The sequence below is a fragment of the Serratia sp. MF1(2023) genome, assembly GCF_030954545.1.
GTDB classification, from domain to species: domain Bacteria; phylum Pseudomonadota; class Gammaproteobacteria; order Enterobacterales; family Enterobacteriaceae; genus Serratia; species Serratia sarumanii.
Genome location: NZ_JAVHUX010000006.1, coordinates 63,173 through 80,070, shown reverse-complemented (window position 1 = coordinate 80,070; position 16,898 = coordinate 63,173). Strand labels below are relative to the sequence as shown.

Genomic DNA, 16,898 nt, shown 5'->3' with positions numbered 1-16,898 from the left:
TTCCGCGATGTGATGCCGTTAATGGCCTGGCTGTCAAAACGTTGAGCGCCGGATTTAGCGACCTCTTGCCAAATGGGCAGTGACCGGGGCCAGGCCGAAGGCCGACCCCGGATTGAGCATGATTGGCGGGCTTAAAGCGAGAAGCCGAGCGCCAGGTAAACCAGCAGCGCCAGCCCGCCGGTCACTAACGCGTAGGGGAACTGCGTCCTGATATGCTCGATATGCTCACAGTTGGTCGCCATGGAGGCCACGATGGCATCGCTGGATATCGGGGATGTCATGTCGCCGAAGATAGAGCCGGCAATGGCTGCGCCGATCATATATTCCGCCGGAATACCCAGGGAGACGCCCAGCTGCACGCCGATAGGGATCATGATTGCGAAGGTGCCCCACGAGGTGCCGGTGGCCAGCGACATCACGGCGCTGATCAGGAAGATGAAGCCGATAGAGTAGCCGGAGGGGATCACGCCGGACGTGACGGCGGCAATGTATTGTCCGGTGTTGAGCTCTGCGGAAATGTGCCCCATCAAGAAAGCCAAAATCATGATGGAGCTTATTTTCACCATGCTGGCGTAACCGATATATAACTCTTTGAAAAAGTTTTCGATATTCAGAACGCCACGCAGGGTAAACCAGATGAATGAAACCGCGGTGCCGAACATCACGCCGGAATAAACGGACATGGAGCCGCTGCCTCGGGAGAACTGGCCGTCACCGGTAATATAGAGCGCGATGGGCACCATCAGTACGGTGGAGAGGATAGGGATGAAAAAATTAAGCAACGAATTGCATGCCGGGTGATCGATCACGTCATCCTCCGGCCCGCTGTCGTCATCGGTGAGGGCGTCGGCGTTGGCCTCAAAGCGGAGCTCCGCCTTTTTCATCGGCCCCCATGAAAAACCGGAAAGGATATAAAACAGCACTGAGGCAAGCGAGAACCAGGCCATGATATTCCACACCATGGCGCCCGCCAAAATTTCAAAAGGTTCCCCGTCGATATATCCCTTGGCGATCTGCACGCCAATAACCCCCATCATTGCGGCGCCCCAGCCGTTGATCATGACCGAGGAGCAGACCGAAACGCAGGATGTTTGAATGATATAAGACATCTTCTCGGGAGACACCCGGTAGCGTTTGGCCAGGTCTTTGGTGGAGGCGCCGGCAATCAGCTGATTGATGGAGCTTTCAATAAAAATCAGCGCGGTGACGATCATCGCCAATAACTGCACGGAGCGTTTATTGGTGACGTAGTCGTTCTTCTCGGTTAAAAACTGCACCAGCCTTCTGACCCCGCCGGTAACCACAATGAGCCGCATAATGCCGCCGATCATCACCATGAAAACGACGGTTCGGGCATTGCCCGCAGAGGCGAAGGTATCAATGATGCCGTTCAGCGTGGCGCCAATCCCTCCGAGCAGGCTGTGATTGATAACGACGAAGCCGACAAAAATACCGGCCAGCAGCGACAGGATCACTTGCCGGGTAAAAATCGCCAGAAAAATAGTCACCAAAGGCGTGATGACGGTCCATATCCCGTAATCGTGCATTTTTCGTCTTCCTTATAATCGTCAAGAAATGCAGGAGAGAGCATGGTCGAGATCGCCGATCAGATCGCCGGCGTCTTCGATGCCGATCGACAGGCGAAGCGTGGTGTCATAGATGCCGATGGATTCCCGTTCTTCGCGGCTCATGGCGGCATGCGACATTGAGGCGGAATGGTTAACCATGCTTTCGACGCCGCCAAGGGATTCGGCCAACACGAAATACTTCAGGCGCGGCAGAAAGGCTTTCACACTCTGAATGTCGCCTTTCAAACGGACGGTGACCACGGCGGCCCCCGAACGCATTTGCTTTTGACACAGGGCGTATTGAGGATGTGATTTAAGCCCCGGGTAGCAGACGCCGACAATGGCGGGATGGTTTTCGAGGAATTCGGCGATGGTTTGCGCATTTTGGCATTGCCGCTGCATGCGCACATCCAGGGTTTTCAGGCCACGCAGCGCCAGGTAAGCATCGAACGGCGAGGCGATGGCGCCGACGGTCGTTTTGATGAAATCCAGCTGTTCGGCCAGATGTTGCCGGTTAGTAATCACCGCGCCGCCGATCAGATCGGAGTGCCCGCCAATATATTTGCTGGTGGAAAGCATCACGATATCGGCCCCCAGTGTCAGTGGGCGTTGATTCCAGGCGCTGGCGAAGGTGTTGTCCACGCAGGTGGTGATGTGCCGCGCTTTGGCGATCCGACAGACCTCCTGAATGTCGACCAGTTCCAGCAGCGGATTGGTCGGCGTTTCGATCCAGATCAGACGCGTATTCGCCTGAATGGCGGCGTTGACCGCCTGCGGATCGTTGAGATCGACATAGGTGAATGTCATTCCCGACGTCATTTTCCGCAGCTTTTCAAAGAGCCGCCAGGTGCCGCCGTAAACGCCGCACATTGCGATGACGTGTGAATCGCGGGGCAGTAATTCGAGGATCAGCGACGTCGCCGCCATTCCGGAGGCGGTCGCCGTGCAATAGATACCGTCCTCAAGCTCGGCCAACGCGCTTTCATAGGCGTTTCGCGTTGGGTTTGCCACTCTGGAGTAACAGAAATCGCCGCCTTCACCGAGGTTGGGTTGAATAAACGAACTGGCGGTGACGATGGGAGGAAATATGGCGTTATGCCCTGGGTCGGTTTGATTGCCGGCATGTACGGCCAATGTCGCAATAGAGGGTACGGGTTTCATAAATTAGCCTTTTTTGGTCTGATTATAGAGAGTGCGTTTTTTGGAATGTTTTATCCGACATGATTTGAATAATTTGTCTGTCGGTGTGTTGCATGGCAGATGCGGCCAGCCGGCACAGGGCGTCGATCGTAGCTTCGACATCTTCATGCACGATGCCGTCATGCTGATTCGCCACCCAATGCTGTTTGGCCATCAGCACTGATTTGACGGCGCTTTCGGTCGTGCTGGAAACCTTCATGGCGCAGGTGGCAGATGCCCCGTCGCAGATAATGCCGCTGATGTCGCCAATCATGTTTTTAATGGCGCCGCTGATGATGGCGTAATCTTTGCTCAGCAGCCAGGCCATGCCGGCGGCGGCGCCCATTGCGGCAGTGGATGCTGCGCACAGGGCCGACAGGCGCGCGTAACGAGAATGAATGGAAATCGCGACCAGATGGGATAGGGTGACGGCGCGCACCAGTTCCTCTTCGCTCCGCTGCAGGTGTTTGGCCAGCGTCACGACCGGTATCGTGGCGGCGATGCCTTGATTGCCGGAGCCGAAATTGGTCATGGCCGGCATGGCGGCGCCGCCCATTCTGGCGTCGGAAGCGGCGACCGTATCGATGACGATGCGATCCTTAAGGGTGGTTTGACGAAAGATCTCGGCCCCGGCCAAGCGCAGGGCGCCATTGACATTCAACCCATACGGCGTGTTCTGCCCCTCTGCGGACAACGCGCTATTGAGTTGGACGGCTTCTAGCATGAAGGCGATATCGTCATAGGCGACGTGCTGAATAAAATCCACCGCCTCCTGAATTGAAAATCGCGGCGGCGTGGTTGAATGACGATGGCCAACACGAGTTTGCGGCGCCAGATTCCCTGTCACGCCGTCGACAGATAAATGAGTAATCTGGGTATGGTTATCTTCGATAACTACCCGGCAACGCTTTATATCAGTAACGACGGTAATCTCGACGTAAATAAGCGAATCACTGTCCCGTGTTTGAATGCATACTTTGTTTTCATCGATTAATTTTTTGGCGCGAGTAATATGTTCAGGATTGACGTCGCGTAATAACTCCAACGCCAGTGACGCATTGCCGCCTACTGCGCCAATGGCTGCCGCAAGCTGCACGCCGTGGCCTGATATATTTGGCAGGCGGACGCCGTCAGCATTTTTATAGAGGTTTTTGGATATTTTCCCGAATATTTCAACAATATTCCCTTCGGCATGTTGGGCAGCGGTGGCGGCGGCAAAGGCGATGGCGATAGGTTCCGTACAACCCAGGGCTGGCCTGACTTCCTGCTTGATCCAGGCAAGAAGAGAGGCGGAGGTGGTTTTGTTCTTTTTCATTATGGGTACTCGTGTAAATATTTTTTTTAGAATATTACCGGTATTGGAGAAAAGCTTGCCTTTTTCAGCATTAATTTCACGCCTAAAGAGAAAATAATTCTCTTTTTTATTTTTTGATGATTTTTGGTTTTGTGTTAATTCATTGATTTTATTTGTTTTTATGTATTTTAGCATGAATGCTGTGATTTGTGTCACAAAGATATTGTAGAATTTTTTACTAATCAATGCTGATATGGAGAAGTTGTTTTTCTGGGCTTAATTGATGCAGGACAAACTTTTATCAACAAAATGGAAGTAATGTCTATTGAGCGTGGCGTTGGCGTAATTAACCTGCCCGAACTCGCCCGCGATAATAAAAAATTGAATCTACTTGCCATGTAATAAATTCCCTTATTGCTGATTAAGTGAGTGATGTATGAAAACCTCTGAAGATGAAAAGTGGCTGTGTGCGGCAATAACGCGCCGCAAGCTGATCAAAAGCGGTGCGGTGGGCGGGTTATTGGCTGCTGCAAACGGGATCGCATTACCGTTCGGTTTTAACGCGTTCGCCGCCGGTGAGGCGCTCCGTCCGAAGGAAAAGGCAGTGTGGAGTGCGTGTACGGTAAACTGCGGCAGCCGTTGCCTGTTGCGGCTCCACGTACGTGATGACGAAGTCTATCGGGTTGAGTCCGACACCACCGGTGACGATATTTACGGCCATCATCAAGTCAGGGCATGTCTGCGTGGCCGTTCAATCCGCCGCCGAATGAATCACCCGGACCGTCTGAAGTATCCGATGAAGCGCGTGGGGAAACGTGGCGAAGGCAAGTTTCAGCGCATCAGTTGGGATGAGGCGCTGGATGCCATTGCGGATAATTTACGGCGTGTCCTCGATCGCTATGGCAACGAGGCGGTGCACGTGTTGTATGGCACCGGTGTCGATGGCGGCAATATCACCAATTCCAATGCACCGTATCGTTTGATGAATTCATGCGGCGGCTTTTTAAGCCGCTATGGCAGCTATAGCACGGCGCAGATCCGTGAAGCCATGAAGTATGTCTATGGCGGGCGTGCCGGCAACAGCCCGGATGATATTGCCAATAGCAAGCTGGTGGTGTTGTTCGGCAATAACCCGGCCGAAACCCGCATGAGCGGAGGTGGGGTGACTTATTATCTTGAGCAGGCGCGTGAGCGCTCAAACGCCAGGATGATCGTCATCGACCCGCGATACTCCGATACCGCCGCTGGCCGCGAGGATGAATGGATCCCTATTCGGCCGGGCACTGATGGGGCGCTGGCCGCCGGTATCGCCCATGTTCTCATTACCGAGGATTGGGTGGATCAGCCGTTTCTGGATAGTTATTGCGTTGGCTATGATGAAAAGACGTTGCCGGCAAGCGCGCCGCGTAACGGTCACTATAAGGCCTATATCCTGGGCGAAGGTGAGGATGGCCTCGCTAAAACGCCGCAATGGGCCTCCGGCATTACCGGCATCCCGGCAGATAAAATCATCAAACTGGCTCGGGAAATCGGTGGCGCGAAGCCGGCGTTTATCTGCCAGGGTTGGGGGCCGCAGCGCCAGTCCAACGGGGAACAGACCGCCAGAGCGATCGCCATGCTGGCGATTTTGACGGGGAATGTCGGTATTAACGGCGGAAACACCGGCGATCGGGAAGGTTCTTACGAACTGGATGTTGAATGGTTCTCCATGCTGAATAACCCGGTCAAAACGCAGATTTCGGTGTTCACCTGGACCGACGCCATTGCGCGTGGCACGGAAATGACGGCCGCTCGGGATGGTGTGCGCGGTAAAGACAAACTGGAGGTGCCGATTAAATTTCTGTGGTGTTACGCCAGCAACACCTTGATCAATCAACATAGCGATATCGCCCGAACGCATGAAATTTTGCAGGATGACGGTCAATGCGAAATGATTGTTTGTATCGACCACTTTATGACTGCTTCGGCTAAGTATTGCGACATTCTGCTGCCGGATCTGATGCCTACTGAGCAGGAGGATCTGATCCCTCATGAGGCCGCCGGCAATATGGCCTACGTCATCCTTGGACAACCGGCGACGTCAGCTAAATTCGAGCGTCGTCCCATCTATGACATCCTCTCTGATGTCGCCCGGCGTCTGGGGCCGGATGTCTATCAACGCTTTACCGAAGGACGAACTCAGCACGAATGGGTGAAATATTTGTGCGCGAAAACCAAAGAGCGCCACCCCGACATGCCTGATTATGAAGAACTCAAAATGGCGGGGATCTATAAGCGAAAATGTCCTGAGGAGCATGTCGTGGCATTCAAAGCGTTTCGCGAGGATCCTGCGGCGAATCCTCTGGAAACACCGTCAGGTAAAATTGAAATCTACTCCGCTCGCCTGGCGCAGATCGCCGCGAGCTGGGAATTGAAACCCGACGAGATTATCGATCCGCTGCCAATTTATGCCGCTGGCTTTGAAGGATGGGAGGATCCGGCGCGCAGCCAATACCCGTTGCAGCTGTTCGGTTTCCACTATAAGGCAAGAACCCACTCCAGCTACGGCAATATCGAGGTATTGCAGCAGGCATGCCCGCAGGAGGTCTGGATTAACCCTATAGACGCCAAACGACGGGGTATCGCAAGCGGTGACAAGGTGCGGGTATTCAACGGGCGCGGCCAGATGTATATCCCGGCGAAAGTGACGCCGCGTATCATGCCTGGCGTGGTCGCTATGGGGCAGGGAGCATGGCTGAAGGCGGACATGTTCGGCGATAAGGTTGATCATGGCGGTTCTGTCAACATTCTGACCTCCTCGCGGCCTTCTCCATTGGCCAAAGGCAATCCGCAGCACACCAATCTTGTGCAAATTGAGAAGGTTTAAGGAGCGGAGTGATGACCACCCAATATGGTTTTTATATTGACTCCAGCCGTTGCACCGGCTGCAAGACCTGTGAGCTGGCCTGTAAGGATTATAAAGATTTGACTCCGGAGGTGAGCTTTCGGCGGATTTATGAATATGCCGGAGGAGACTGGCAAGAGGACAATGGCGTCTGGCGCCAGAATGTGTTCGCCTACTACCTGTCCATTGCCTGTAACCACTGTGAAGATCCCGCTTGCGTCAAAGTCTGCCCGAGCGGCGCGATGCACAAGCGTGCCGACGGGTTCGTTATTGTCGATGAAGCGGTGTGTATTGGCTGTCGTTATTGTCACATGGCCTGCCCCTACGGTGCGCCGCAATATAATGGGGCAAAAGGGCATATGACTAAATGCGATGGTTGCTATCAGCGTGTTGCCGAGGGGAAAAAACCGGTCTGCGTCGAATCCTGCCCATTGCGTGCCCTGGATTTCGGCCCGATTGACCGGTTGCGTCAGCAATATGGAGAATTGGCGCAGGTCGCCCCTCTGCCTGGCTCGCACTTTACCCGTCCCTGCATCGTGATTAAACCCAACGCCAACAGCCGCCCGACTGGGGATACCACCGGCTTTTTGGCTAACCCGAAGGAGGTGTGATATGGGAAGCGGATGGCATGAATGGCCACTGGCCCTGTTTACCGTGCTGGGCCAATGCGTGGTTGGCGGCGTCATTATCACCGGTTTAGCCTGGCTTTCCGCCCAGGATGATCGCGCCAAGCAACAGCGTATAGTACGCGCTATGTTTTTCTTGTGGGCGTTGATGGGGATGGGATTTCTGGCGTCGACGATGCACATGGGATCGCCGCTGCGCGCCATGAATGCACTCAACCGCCTCGGCCATTCGGCACTGAGCAATGAGATTGCCGGCGGCATACTGTTTTTTGCTGTGGGAGGAGGCTGGTGGCTGCTGGCGGTGCTGCGCATAATGCCGGCCGCGCTTGGTAAGCCATGGTTGTTTGCCACGATGGCGCTGGGCGTGATGTTTGTCTGGTTAATGTCCCGCGTTTATCTGATTGACACGGTACCGACTTGGAACAACGGTTATACCGCGCTGGGCTTCTTCATGACCGTTTTGCTCGCTGGCCCGCTGCTGGCTGTGACATTGTTGAGTGGCGCGCGTTTTACCTTCAACGGTGGCAAGTTCGCCGTTCTGAGCGGTGCGGCGATGCTGCTCAGCTTGGGAGCTGCGTTGATGCAGGGGATGGCGCTGATGGGGATCCACAGTTCGGTTCAGCAAGCCACCATGCTGGTGCCGGATTACGGTTCATTGCAGGTTTGGCGTCTGGTGCTGTTGGGTCTGGGATTAGGCTGCTGGATTTGTCCGTTAGTGCGCAGCAAGCCGCCTAAAACGGCGGTGTTGGCGGTAGGTTTTATGCTGGTGTTAGCGGCTGAGCTTATTGGGCGCGGGGTGTTCTATGGCCTGCATATGACGGTGGGAGTGGCTGTTGCCGGTTGATTCGAAAGGGCAGTGAACGTGATGGATATACAACAACTTCAGCAAAATAAAAATATGGCGTTAACGGCCAGAACGCTGGGGGCACTATTTTGCCATTCCCCGAGTGATAAGCTGATGTCTCCGTTGGTGGCGTTTCTGCAGACGGAGGTGTGGTGCGATGACTGGCCCTATGGCAGTCAGGAGCAACGGCAGTACTGTGCAGAGTTGATGATGCGGGCAACGGAAGAGCCGTTGCATATCGCCTGGCAACGGCTGTTTATCGGGCCGAATGAGTTGCCGGCTCCCCCTTGGGGTTCCGTGTATTTAGACAGGGAGAGCGTGCTGTTCGGTGAGTCCACCCTGGCATTGCGTCGATGGATGCTGAAGTATCAGATCTGTGGCCAAACCGAAGGCAGGGAACCTGAGGATCACTTTGGTTTGCTATTGCTGCTCATTGCTTGGCTGGCGGAGTTGCAGCCGCAGCAGATGACGGAGTTGCTGGCAGAGCATATTCTGCCTTGGAGTTCTCGCTATTTGACCTTGATGATACAAAAGGCGGAACATCCGTTTTATCAGGGGATTGCTGAGTTGGCGCTATTGACGCTCAACGCGTGGCGGGTACAACTCGATCTGACTCCTGCGGAGCCGGAGCTCTATTTCTGACGGCCGGCGAGCTAACCGTTGGGATATGGATGAGACATAAGCAAAAAGCCCGCTCGGGTCTCCCTGAGCGGGCTTTTCTAAATATGGCTCCTCTGACTGGACTCGAACCAGTGACATACGGATTAACAGTCCGCCGTTCTACCGACTGAACTACAGAGGAATCGTGCGAACGGGGCGAATAATAGCGGGGCACCTGGGGTTTGTCAAAGCGCTAAACTGCAAAAAAAGCGCGTTTGCTGAGGGAATGAGCACCTTGCGCTGTTTTTCGGCATTTTTCATCGCTATGCGCTGATTTTTGCATCCCAAATCGTTTTGACGTCGTTTGCACAAGCCGTTGCACGGCGATGGTGCAGGGTCACTCTCGCTATCCTGCACCTTCCCTCTTAGCCGTACGGCTTATCCCCCGTTAACCCCGTCAAACGCCGCGCCGCAACTGATATGTAGGATGAATAAGCAAATAATATGTATTCGTCGTCACAATGGCTGGATTTTTGCTTACCCATTTTTGGGGAATGCGACTGCGCTCTCAAGAAAATTATTTTCCCCGTCTACACATAAAGTGAAAGTTCCGCGCCCCAGGGCGTTCCGCTACACCAGTGCTGAGGAAGATAACAATGTCATCGAAATTGATAAAAAGTCCGCTCGCTGCTTTGCTCATCGGTTGTTTAGGTACGGCGTTTTCCGCGCAGGCCGATATCGTCATCGGCGTCGCCGGGCCGTTCTCCGGGCCGAACGCCACCTATGGCGATCAGTACTGGCGCGGCGCTTCTCAGGCGGCGGCGGACATCAACGCCGCCGGCGGCATCAAAGGGGAAAAAATCAAGCTGGTGCAGGGGGATGACGCCTGCGAACCGAAACAGGCGGTCGCGGTCGCCAACCGGCTGGTGGATCAGGAAAAGGTCTCGGCGGTGGTCGGCCACTTCTGCTCCTCTTCCACCATGCCCGCCTCCGAGGTGTATGACGAGGCCGGCATCATCGCCATCACCCCCGGCTCCACCAACCCGCAGATCACCGAGCGCGGCATGAAGACCATGTTCCGCATGTGCGGGCGCGACGATCAGCAGGGCGTGATCGCCACCAACTACATGCTGGACACCCTGAAGGCCAAGCGCATCGCGGTGATCCACGATAAAGACACCTATGGCCAGGGGCTGGCGGACGCGGCGAAGGCGGCGATGAACAAGCGCGGGGTCAAGGAAGTGCTGTATGAGGGGCTGTCGCGCGGCGAGAAAGACTTCAACGCGCTGGTGACCAAGATCGCCTCGGTCAAGCCGGACGTGGTCTACTTCGGCGGCTGCCATCCGGAAGCCGGGCCGCTGGTGCGCCAGATGCGCGAGCAGGGCGTGACCGCCAAGTTCTTCTCCGGCGACTGCGTGGTGACCGAAGAACTGGTGACCGCCGCCGGCGGGCCGCAGTACACCAACGGCGTGCTGATGACCTTCGGCAACGATCCGCGTCAGATCCCGGAAGGCAAAGCGGTGATCGCCAAGTTCCGCGCCAGCGGCTTTGAGCCGGAAGGGTACACCCTCTACTCCTACGCCTCGATCCAGGCGATCGCCGCCGCCTTCAACGCCACCGGCGGCAAAGACAGCGCCAAGGCCGCCGAATGGCTGAAGTCGCACGATGTGGATACCGTGATGGGCAAAAAAGCCTGGGACCAGAAGGGCGACCTGAAGGTTTCGGACTACGTGGTCTACCAATGGGATGACAAGGGCAAATATCACCAGCTGTAAACGGCCGAACCTTGAAGTTGTAACCCTATGACCGACGGGCTCGCCGCTCTGGCGAGCCCGTTCCGCGATGACCTTTGGGCCGCGTCGGACTGCGTTGGCGGCCTTACCAGGCGAGACTGCTCATTATGGATGTATTCTTTCTGCAACAGCTGATCAACGGCCTGACCCTCGGTGCGGTGTATGGCCTGATCGCCATCGGCTACACCATGGTTTACGGCATCATCGGCATGATCAACTTCGCCCACGGCGAGGTGTACATGATCTCCGCCTACCTGTGCGCCATCGGTTTGGCGCTGCTGTCGTTCTTCGGGCTGCACTCGTTCCCGCTGCTGATCCTCGGCACGCTGGTGTTCACCATCGTCATCACCGGGGTGTACGGCTGGGTGATCGAGCGCATCGCCTACAAGCCGCTGCGCAACTCCACCCGCCTGGCGCCGCTGATCTCCGCCATCGGCATGTCGTTAATCCTGCAAAACTACGCGCAGATAAGCCAAGGGCCGCGCCAGCAGGGCATCCCGACGCTGCTGAGCGGCGTGTTCCGCCTGGAGTTCGACGGCGGCGTGGTGCAAATCACCTACACCAAAGTGTTTATTCTGGTGGCGTCGCTGCTCGGCATGGCGATCCTCACCTACATCATTCAGCGCACCCGCCTGGGGCGCATCTGCCGCGCCACCCAGCAGGATCGCAAAATGGCTTCGATTCTCGGCATCAATACCGATCGGGTGATCTCGCTGGTGTTCGTGATCGGCGCCGCCATGGCCGGGCTGGCTGGGGTGCTGATCACCATGAACTACGGCACCTTCGATTTTTACGTCGGCTTTATCATCGGCATCAAGGCCTTCACCGCCGCGGTGCTGGGCGGCATCGGCTCGCTGCCGGGTGCCATGCTGGGCGGATTGCTGCTCGGGGTGGCGGAGGCGCAGTTCGCCGGCATGGTGAACTCGGATTACAAGGACGTGTTCTCCTTCGGGTTGCTGGTGGCGATCCTGATCTTCCGTCCGCAGGGCCTGCTTGGCCGGCCGCTGATCGCCAAGGTTTAAGGAGAACGCCATGTCGCAATCCGTGATCCACGGCGGGCTGGACGTTAAACGCAGCCTGCTGGACGCCGTCTTGGCCGGGCTGATCGCCCTGATCGTGTTCGGGCCGATCGTCGGCATCGTGCTGAACGGCTACAGCTTTAACTTCGAACCGCACCGGCTGGTGTGGATTATCGTCGCGGTGATGGCCGGGCGGCTGCTGCTGAGCCTGTTCCTGCAAACCGCGCCGGGGCGCAGGGTGCTGGCGCGCTTCGACGGCGGCAACGACGGCGTTTACGTGCGGCCGCTGGACTATAAATCCAACCTGCGCTGGCTCCTGCCGCTGATGGCGGCGATCGCGCTGCTGTTCCCGTTCGTCGCCACCAAATACCTGCTGACGGTGGCGATCCTCGGCCTGATCTACGTGCTGCTCGGCCTGGGGCTGAATATCGTGGTCGGGCTGGCGGGGCTGCTCGATCTGGGGTACGTGGCGTTTTACGCCATCGGCGCCTACGGGCTGGCGCTGGGCTATCAGTACCTCGGGCTGGGCTTCTGGGCGATGCTGCCGCTGGGGGCGCTGATGGCGGCGCTGGCCGGCGCGCTGCTGGGCTTTCCGGTGCTGCGCATGCACGGCGACTACCTGGCGATCGTCACGCTGGGGTTCGGCGAGATCATCCGGCTGGTGCTGAACAACTGGATGTCGCTCACCGGCGGGCCGAACGGCGTCTCGGTGCCGGCGCCGACGGTGTTCGGCCTGGAGTTCGGCCGGCGCGCCAAAGACGGCGGGGTGCCGATCCACGAGTTTCTCGGCATCGATTACAACCCCAACCTCAAGTTCATTTTCATTTACGCGGTGCTGTTTTTGGTGGTGCTGCTGGTGCTGTACATCAAGCACCGGCTGACGCGCATGCCGATCGGGCGCGCCTGGGAGGCGCTGCGCGAGGATGAGATCGCCTGCCGCTCTCTCGGGCTGAACCACGTGCTGGTGAAGCTGTCGGCCTTTATGCTGGGCGCCTCCACCGCCGGGCTGGCGGGGGTGTTTTTCGCCACCTATCAGGGCTTCGTCAACCCGACCTCGTTCACCTTCTTCGAGTCGGCGCTGATCCTGGCGATCGTGGTGCTGGGCGGCATGGGCTCCACCCTCGGCGTGGTGCTGGCGGCCTTCGTGCTGACGGTGGCGCCGGAGCTGCTGCGCAGCTTCGCCGAATACCGGGTGCTGCTGTTCGGCGTGCTGATGGTGGCGATGATGATCTGGCGGCCGCGCGGGCTGGTGCGCATCAGCCGCGCCAGCTTCGCCGAGCGCAAGGGGGTGGCGCCATGAGCGACGCCATTTTGCGGGTGGAGCACCTGATGATGCGCTTTGGCGGCATCAAGGCGCTGAACGACGTCAATCTGGAGGTAGAGCGCGGCTCCATCACCGCCCTGATCGGCCCCAACGGCGCCGGCAAGACCACGGTGTTCAACTGCCTGACCGGCTTTTACCGCGCCAGCGGCGGCGCGATCCTGCTCAATACCCATAAGCGGCCGACCGACGTGATCCAGGTGCTGGGGCAGAAGTTTCGCGCCGGCGACTGGATACGCCCGAAGCGGCTCGGCTCGCGCCTCTATTACAAGATGTTCGGCGGCACTCATTTGGTCAACCGCGCCGGGCTGGCGCGCACTTTCCAGAATATCCGCCTGTTCCGCGAAATGTCGGTGGTGGAGAACCTGCTGGTGGCGCAGCACATGCAGAGCAACCGCAACCTGATCGCCGGGGTGCTGAACACGCCGGGCTACCGCCGGGCGGAGAGCGCCGCGCTGGATCACGCCTTCTACTGGCTGGAGGTGGTGGATCTGGTGGACTGCGCCAACCGGCTGGCGGGGGAGATGTCCTACGGCCAGCAGCGGCGGCTGGAGATCGCGCGTGCCATGTGCACCACGCCGGAGATGATCTGCCTCGACGAACCGGCCGCCGGGCTGAACCCGGTGGAAACGGCCACGCTGAGCCGCATCATCCGTTTCCTGCGCCAGCATCACGGCATCACGGTGCTGCTGATCGAGCATGACATGGGCATGGTGATGGAGATCTCCGATCGGGTGATCGTGCTCGATCACGGCGACGTGATCGCCCGCGGCACGCCGCAGGAGATCCAGCACAACGAGGCGGTGATCGCCGCCTACCTGGGCGCGGACGAAGAGGAGCTGGCGGGATGAGCGAAGCGATGCTGGAATTTCGCGAAGTGGACGTGTTTTACGGGCCGATCCAGGCGCTGCGCAAGGTGTCGCTGCAGGTCAACGCCGGGGAGACGGTGGCGCTGATCGGCGCCAACGGCGCGGGAAAATCCACGCTGTTGATGTCGATCTTCGGCCAGCCGCGCATCGCCGGCGGGCAGATCCTGTTTGGCGGCGAGGACATCAGCCGCCGCTCCACGCACTACGTGGCGGCCGGCGGCATCGCGCAAGCGCCGGAAGGGCGGCGCATCTTTCCGGACATGAGCGTGGAGGAGAACCTGCTGATGGGCACCATCACCGTCGGCAACCGCTATCTGGTGGAGGATCTGCAGCGCATGTTCGAGCTGTTTCCGCGCCTCAAGGAACGGCGCAACCAGCGAGCGATGACCCTGTCCGGCGGCGAGCAGCAGATGCTGGCGATTGCCCGCGCGCTGATGAGCCGGCCGAAGCTGCTGCTGTTGGACGAGCCGAGCCTGGGGCTGGCGCCGATCGTGGTGCGGCAGATCTTCGGCGTGCTGCGCGAGCTGACCCGCAGCGGCATGACGCTGTTTCTGGTGGAGCAGAACGCCAACCACGCGCTGAAGCTGTCCGATCGCGGCTATGTGATGGTCAACGGCCAGATCCGCCTCACTGGCAGCGGCCAGGAGCTGTTGAACGATCCGGAGGTGAGAAAGGCCTATCTGGGCGGCGGCTGAACGCCGCCCTTTGGGCAGGGAGGCCCGCTTCAGAACTGTTTCTGCATCCAGCGCACGTTCAGCCGCACCAGGGTGATGATGGCGCTGGAGAGCAGCCGCAGCCCGCCGGGCATGTCGCGGCGGCGGATGTCCAGCAGCAGCACGGTGCGCACCTGCGGGCTGTCGTTCCACACTTCGTGTTCGAAGGTGTCGTCCCACAGCATGAACTCCCCCTCGTGCAGCCGGTATTCGCGGCCGTCCACTTTCAGCACCGCCGCCGGCACCCCGTCGGCGCGTTTGGGCATGTCCAGCACCAGATAGCCGCGCAGAATGCCGCGAAACGGCCCGCGGTGGGGCGGCACCTGCTTGCCGGGCGCCAGGAAAGAGAGCGAGGCGGACAGCACGTCCGGGGACGAAGCGATTAACGCCGCCAGCGTCGGGCAGCGCGCCAGGTTGCGGGCGATCGGCTGTCCGTAGGCCTTCATGATGAACATGCGCCAGTCGCGCGCGTCGTTGGCGGAGATCGACGCCTGCTGGATCATGATCTCGTGAAAGCGGGGAATATTGTGCAGATCGTGGGCGACGGTCAGCGCCTCTTCGCGGATCTGCCGCCATTGGGCGGTGAAACGTTCGGCGTCGGGGAACAGCGCGGCGCTGTCGAGCACCGGCTTGCCCTGAATGCGGCGATCGTAAACATTGCGCAATGCGAGCACGGACCAATCATAAATCGCGGACATAATGACCTCGCCTCAGAAAACGCCAAATGGACACTGCGCGCGGTTCTTCGGCGCGGCGCGTCGTCTGCGGCGGCCGGAGGGGAAGAGCGGCAGGAAAAATTGGTACGCTTCAATAGATTAGCACAGCATTTGTGCAACCGTGTGTCTGCGAATGTGTCGAAATGCGGCGAAAAAAACCACACAATTAAAGTGTGACGCGTATCGCATTTAGCGGGCCGGTTGGTTAAAATATCGCTACTTGCCCGCACCTGTCCGGATTTTGTTTACCATGGAACACGCTCCCGTTTCGCGCTCAACTGCCTGGTTGCGCGTGGTTATCCTCGCCGTCTCGGCCTTTATCTTCAACACCACCGAATTTATTCCGGTCGGTCTGCTGAGCGACATCGCCGCCAGCTTCTCGATGCAAACCGAACAGGTCGGCCTGATCATCACCATCTACGCCTGGATCGTCGCCGCCGCCTCATTGGCGTGCATGCTGCTGACCAGCAAAATCGAGCGCCGCAAGCTGCTGATCGGCGTGTTCATGCTGTTTATCGCCAGCCACGTGCTGACTGCCGTGGCCTGGAACTTCACCACGCTGGTCATTTCGCGCGCCGGCGTGGCGCTGGCGCACTCGGTGTTCTGGTCGATCACCGCCTCGCTGGCGATCCGCGTGGCGCCGCCGGGCAAGAAAGCCCAGGCGTTGAGCCTGCTGGCGGGCGGTACCGCGCTGGCGATGGTGCTCGGGCTGCCGCTCGGGCGGGTGGTGGGGCAGCTGCTCGGCTGGCGCATGACCTTTATCGGCATCGCGGTGTGCGCCACCCTGGCGCTGGTGCTGCTGTGGCGCCTGCTGCCGGTGCTGAAAAGCGAGCACTCCGGTTCGCTGGCCAGCGTGCCGCTGCTGTTCAAACGCCCGGCGCTGCTGGCGCTGTACATGCTGACCGTCATCGTGGTGACGGCGCATTTCACCGCCTACAGCTACATCGAGCCGTTTATCCAGACCGTGGCCGGGCTGTCGGAGAACTTCACCACGCTGATGCTGCTGCTGTTCGGCGCCGCCGGCATCGTCGGCAGCCTGCTGTTCAGCCGCTACAGCGAGCGTTTTCCTTCCGGCTTCTTTATCGGCGCCATCGCGCTGCTGGCCTTGAGCCTGCTGCTGTTGTTGCCGGCCGCCGGCAGCGAAAGCCACCTGACGGTGCTGTGCATCTTCTGGGGCATGGCGATCATGGCCATCGGCCTGTCGATGCAGGCCAAAGTGCTGAGCCTGGCGCCGGACGCCACCGACGTGGCGATGGCGATCTTCTCCGGCCTGTACAACTTCGGCATCGGCAGCGGCGCGCTGCTGGGCAACCAGGTGAGCCTGCATCTGGGCATGGGCAACATCGGCTTCGTCGCCGCGCCGCTGGCGCTGATCGCCCTCGGCTGGTGCCTGGTAAGCTTCTACCGCAGCGAACGGTTGCAGCAGCACCCCAGCCGTTAAGCCACCGATTCGGGATGCCGCTGCGGCATCC

General features: G+C 58.6%; 14 protein-coding genes and 1 tRNA gene. 10 read left to right on the top strand and 5 right to left on the bottom strand.

Annotated features, from left to right (window positions below; genetic code table 11):
• Positions 1-131: 131 nt before the first annotated feature.
• Genes REA38_RS02380 through REA38_RS02370 form a run of 3 tightly spaced genes read right to left on the bottom strand, consistent with a single transcriptional unit; the run spans position 132 to position 4,062 of the window.
• Positions 132-1,547, bottom strand: a complete 1,416-nt coding sequence (locus REA38_RS02380) for a Na+/H+ antiporter NhaC family protein (RefSeq protein ID WP_308884842.1) — start codon at positions 1,545-1,547, stop codon at positions 132-134.
• Positions 1,548-1,568: 21 nt separating this feature from the next.
• Positions 1,569-2,729: a PLP-dependent aspartate aminotransferase family protein gene (locus REA38_RS02375; RefSeq protein ID WP_308884841.1), complete on the bottom strand. Its 1,161-nt coding sequence runs from the start codon at positions 2,727-2,729 to the stop codon at positions 1,569-1,571.
• A 22-nt stretch (positions 2,730-2,751) separates the two neighbouring features.
• Entirely contained in the window at positions 2,752-4,062 is a 1,311-nt protein-coding gene (locus REA38_RS02370; protein ID WP_308884894.1) for an L-serine ammonia-lyase, iron-sulfur-dependent, subunit alpha, read from the bottom strand.
• 415 nt (positions 4,063-4,477) lie between these two features.
• On the opposite strand from REA38_RS02370, the gene ynfF reads away from it, so the two are divergent.
• From ynfF to dmsD, 4 genes are read left to right on the top strand one after another with little or no spacing between them, the layout of a single operon-like run.
• A complete protein-coding gene (gene ynfF, locus REA38_RS02365; protein ID WP_308884839.1) occupies positions 4,478-6,907 on the top strand; it encodes a selenate/tellurate reductase subunit YnfF in 2,430 nt (809 codons plus the stop codon).
• A gap of 11 nt (positions 6,908-6,918) precedes the next feature.
• Positions 6,919-7,536 carry a DMSO/selenate family reductase complex B subunit gene (locus REA38_RS02360; RefSeq protein ID WP_308884837.1) on the top strand — a complete coding sequence of 206 codons (618 nt, stop codon included), beginning with the start codon at positions 6,919-6,921 and terminating at the stop codon, positions 7,534-7,536.
• A 1-nt stretch (position 7,537) separates the two neighbouring features.
• Positions 7,538-8,395 carry a DmsC/YnfH family molybdoenzyme membrane anchor subunit gene (locus tag REA38_RS02355; RefSeq protein ID WP_308884835.1) on the top strand — a complete coding sequence of 286 codons (858 nt, stop codon included), beginning with the start codon at positions 7,538-7,540 and terminating at the stop codon, positions 8,393-8,395.
• A 21-nt stretch (positions 8,396-8,416) separates the two neighbouring features.
• Positions 8,417-9,037, top strand: coding sequence for a Tat proofreading chaperone DmsD (dmsD, locus tag REA38_RS02350; protein WP_308884833.1), 621 nt, complete (start codon positions 8,417-8,419; stop codon positions 9,035-9,037).
• Between the two features lie 84 nt (positions 9,038-9,121).
• On the opposite strand, the gene REA38_RS02345 is transcribed toward dmsD, so the two are convergent.
• Positions 9,122-9,197, bottom strand: a tRNA-Asn gene (locus tag REA38_RS02345).
• 454 nt (positions 9,198-9,651) lie between these two features.
• Between REA38_RS02345 and REA38_RS02340 the strand changes: the two genes are divergently transcribed.
• The 5 genes from REA38_RS02340 to REA38_RS02320 all read left to right on the top strand — a co-directional run bounded on the left by REA38_RS02340 (position 9,652) and on the right by REA38_RS02320 (position 14,692).
• Complete coding sequence (locus tag REA38_RS02340; RefSeq protein ID WP_033647954.1) at positions 9,652-10,770, top strand: branched-chain amino acid ABC transporter substrate-binding protein; 1,119 nt, start codon at positions 9,652-9,654, stop codon at positions 10,768-10,770.
• 125 nt (positions 10,771-10,895) lie between these two features.
• A complete protein-coding gene (locus REA38_RS02335) occupies positions 10,896-11,810 on the top strand; it encodes a branched-chain amino acid ABC transporter permease (protein WP_004928592.1) in 915 nt (304 codons plus the stop codon).
• A 10-nt stretch (positions 11,811-11,820) separates the two neighbouring features.
• The gene (livM, locus tag REA38_RS02330) at positions 11,821-13,107 is read left to right on the top strand and encodes a high-affinity branched-chain amino acid ABC transporter permease LivM (RefSeq protein ID WP_197801742.1); all 1,287 of its coding nucleotides are present in this window, start codon (positions 11,821-11,823) and stop codon (positions 13,105-13,107) included.
• A complete protein-coding gene (locus REA38_RS02325; protein ID WP_101455528.1) occupies positions 13,104-13,979 on the top strand; it encodes an ABC transporter ATP-binding protein in 876 nt (291 codons plus the stop codon). The genes livM and REA38_RS02325 overlap by 4 nt, the downstream gene beginning before the upstream one ends.
• Positions 13,976-14,692, top strand: coding sequence for an ABC transporter ATP-binding protein (locus REA38_RS02320; protein ID WP_308884831.1), 717 nt, complete (start codon positions 13,976-13,978; stop codon positions 14,690-14,692). Before REA38_RS02325 ends, REA38_RS02320 begins: the two co-directional genes overlap by 4 nt.
• A gap of 29 nt (positions 14,693-14,721) precedes the next feature.
• Here REA38_RS02320 and REA38_RS02315 read toward each other — a convergent pair whose 3' ends face one another.
• Positions 14,722-15,408, bottom strand: coding sequence for an aspartyl/asparaginyl beta-hydroxylase domain-containing protein (locus tag REA38_RS02315; protein WP_308884830.1), 687 nt, complete (start codon positions 15,406-15,408; stop codon positions 14,722-14,724).
• A 268-nt stretch (positions 15,409-15,676) separates the two neighbouring features.
• Here REA38_RS02315 and REA38_RS02310 point away from each other — a divergent pair, with 268 nt between their 5' ends.
• On the top strand, positions 15,677-16,867 hold the full coding sequence (locus REA38_RS02310; RefSeq protein ID WP_308884828.1) for a sugar transporter: 1,191 nt from the start codon (positions 15,677-15,679) through the stop codon (positions 16,865-16,867).
• The last annotated feature ends 31 nt before the right edge of the window (positions 16,868-16,898 follow it).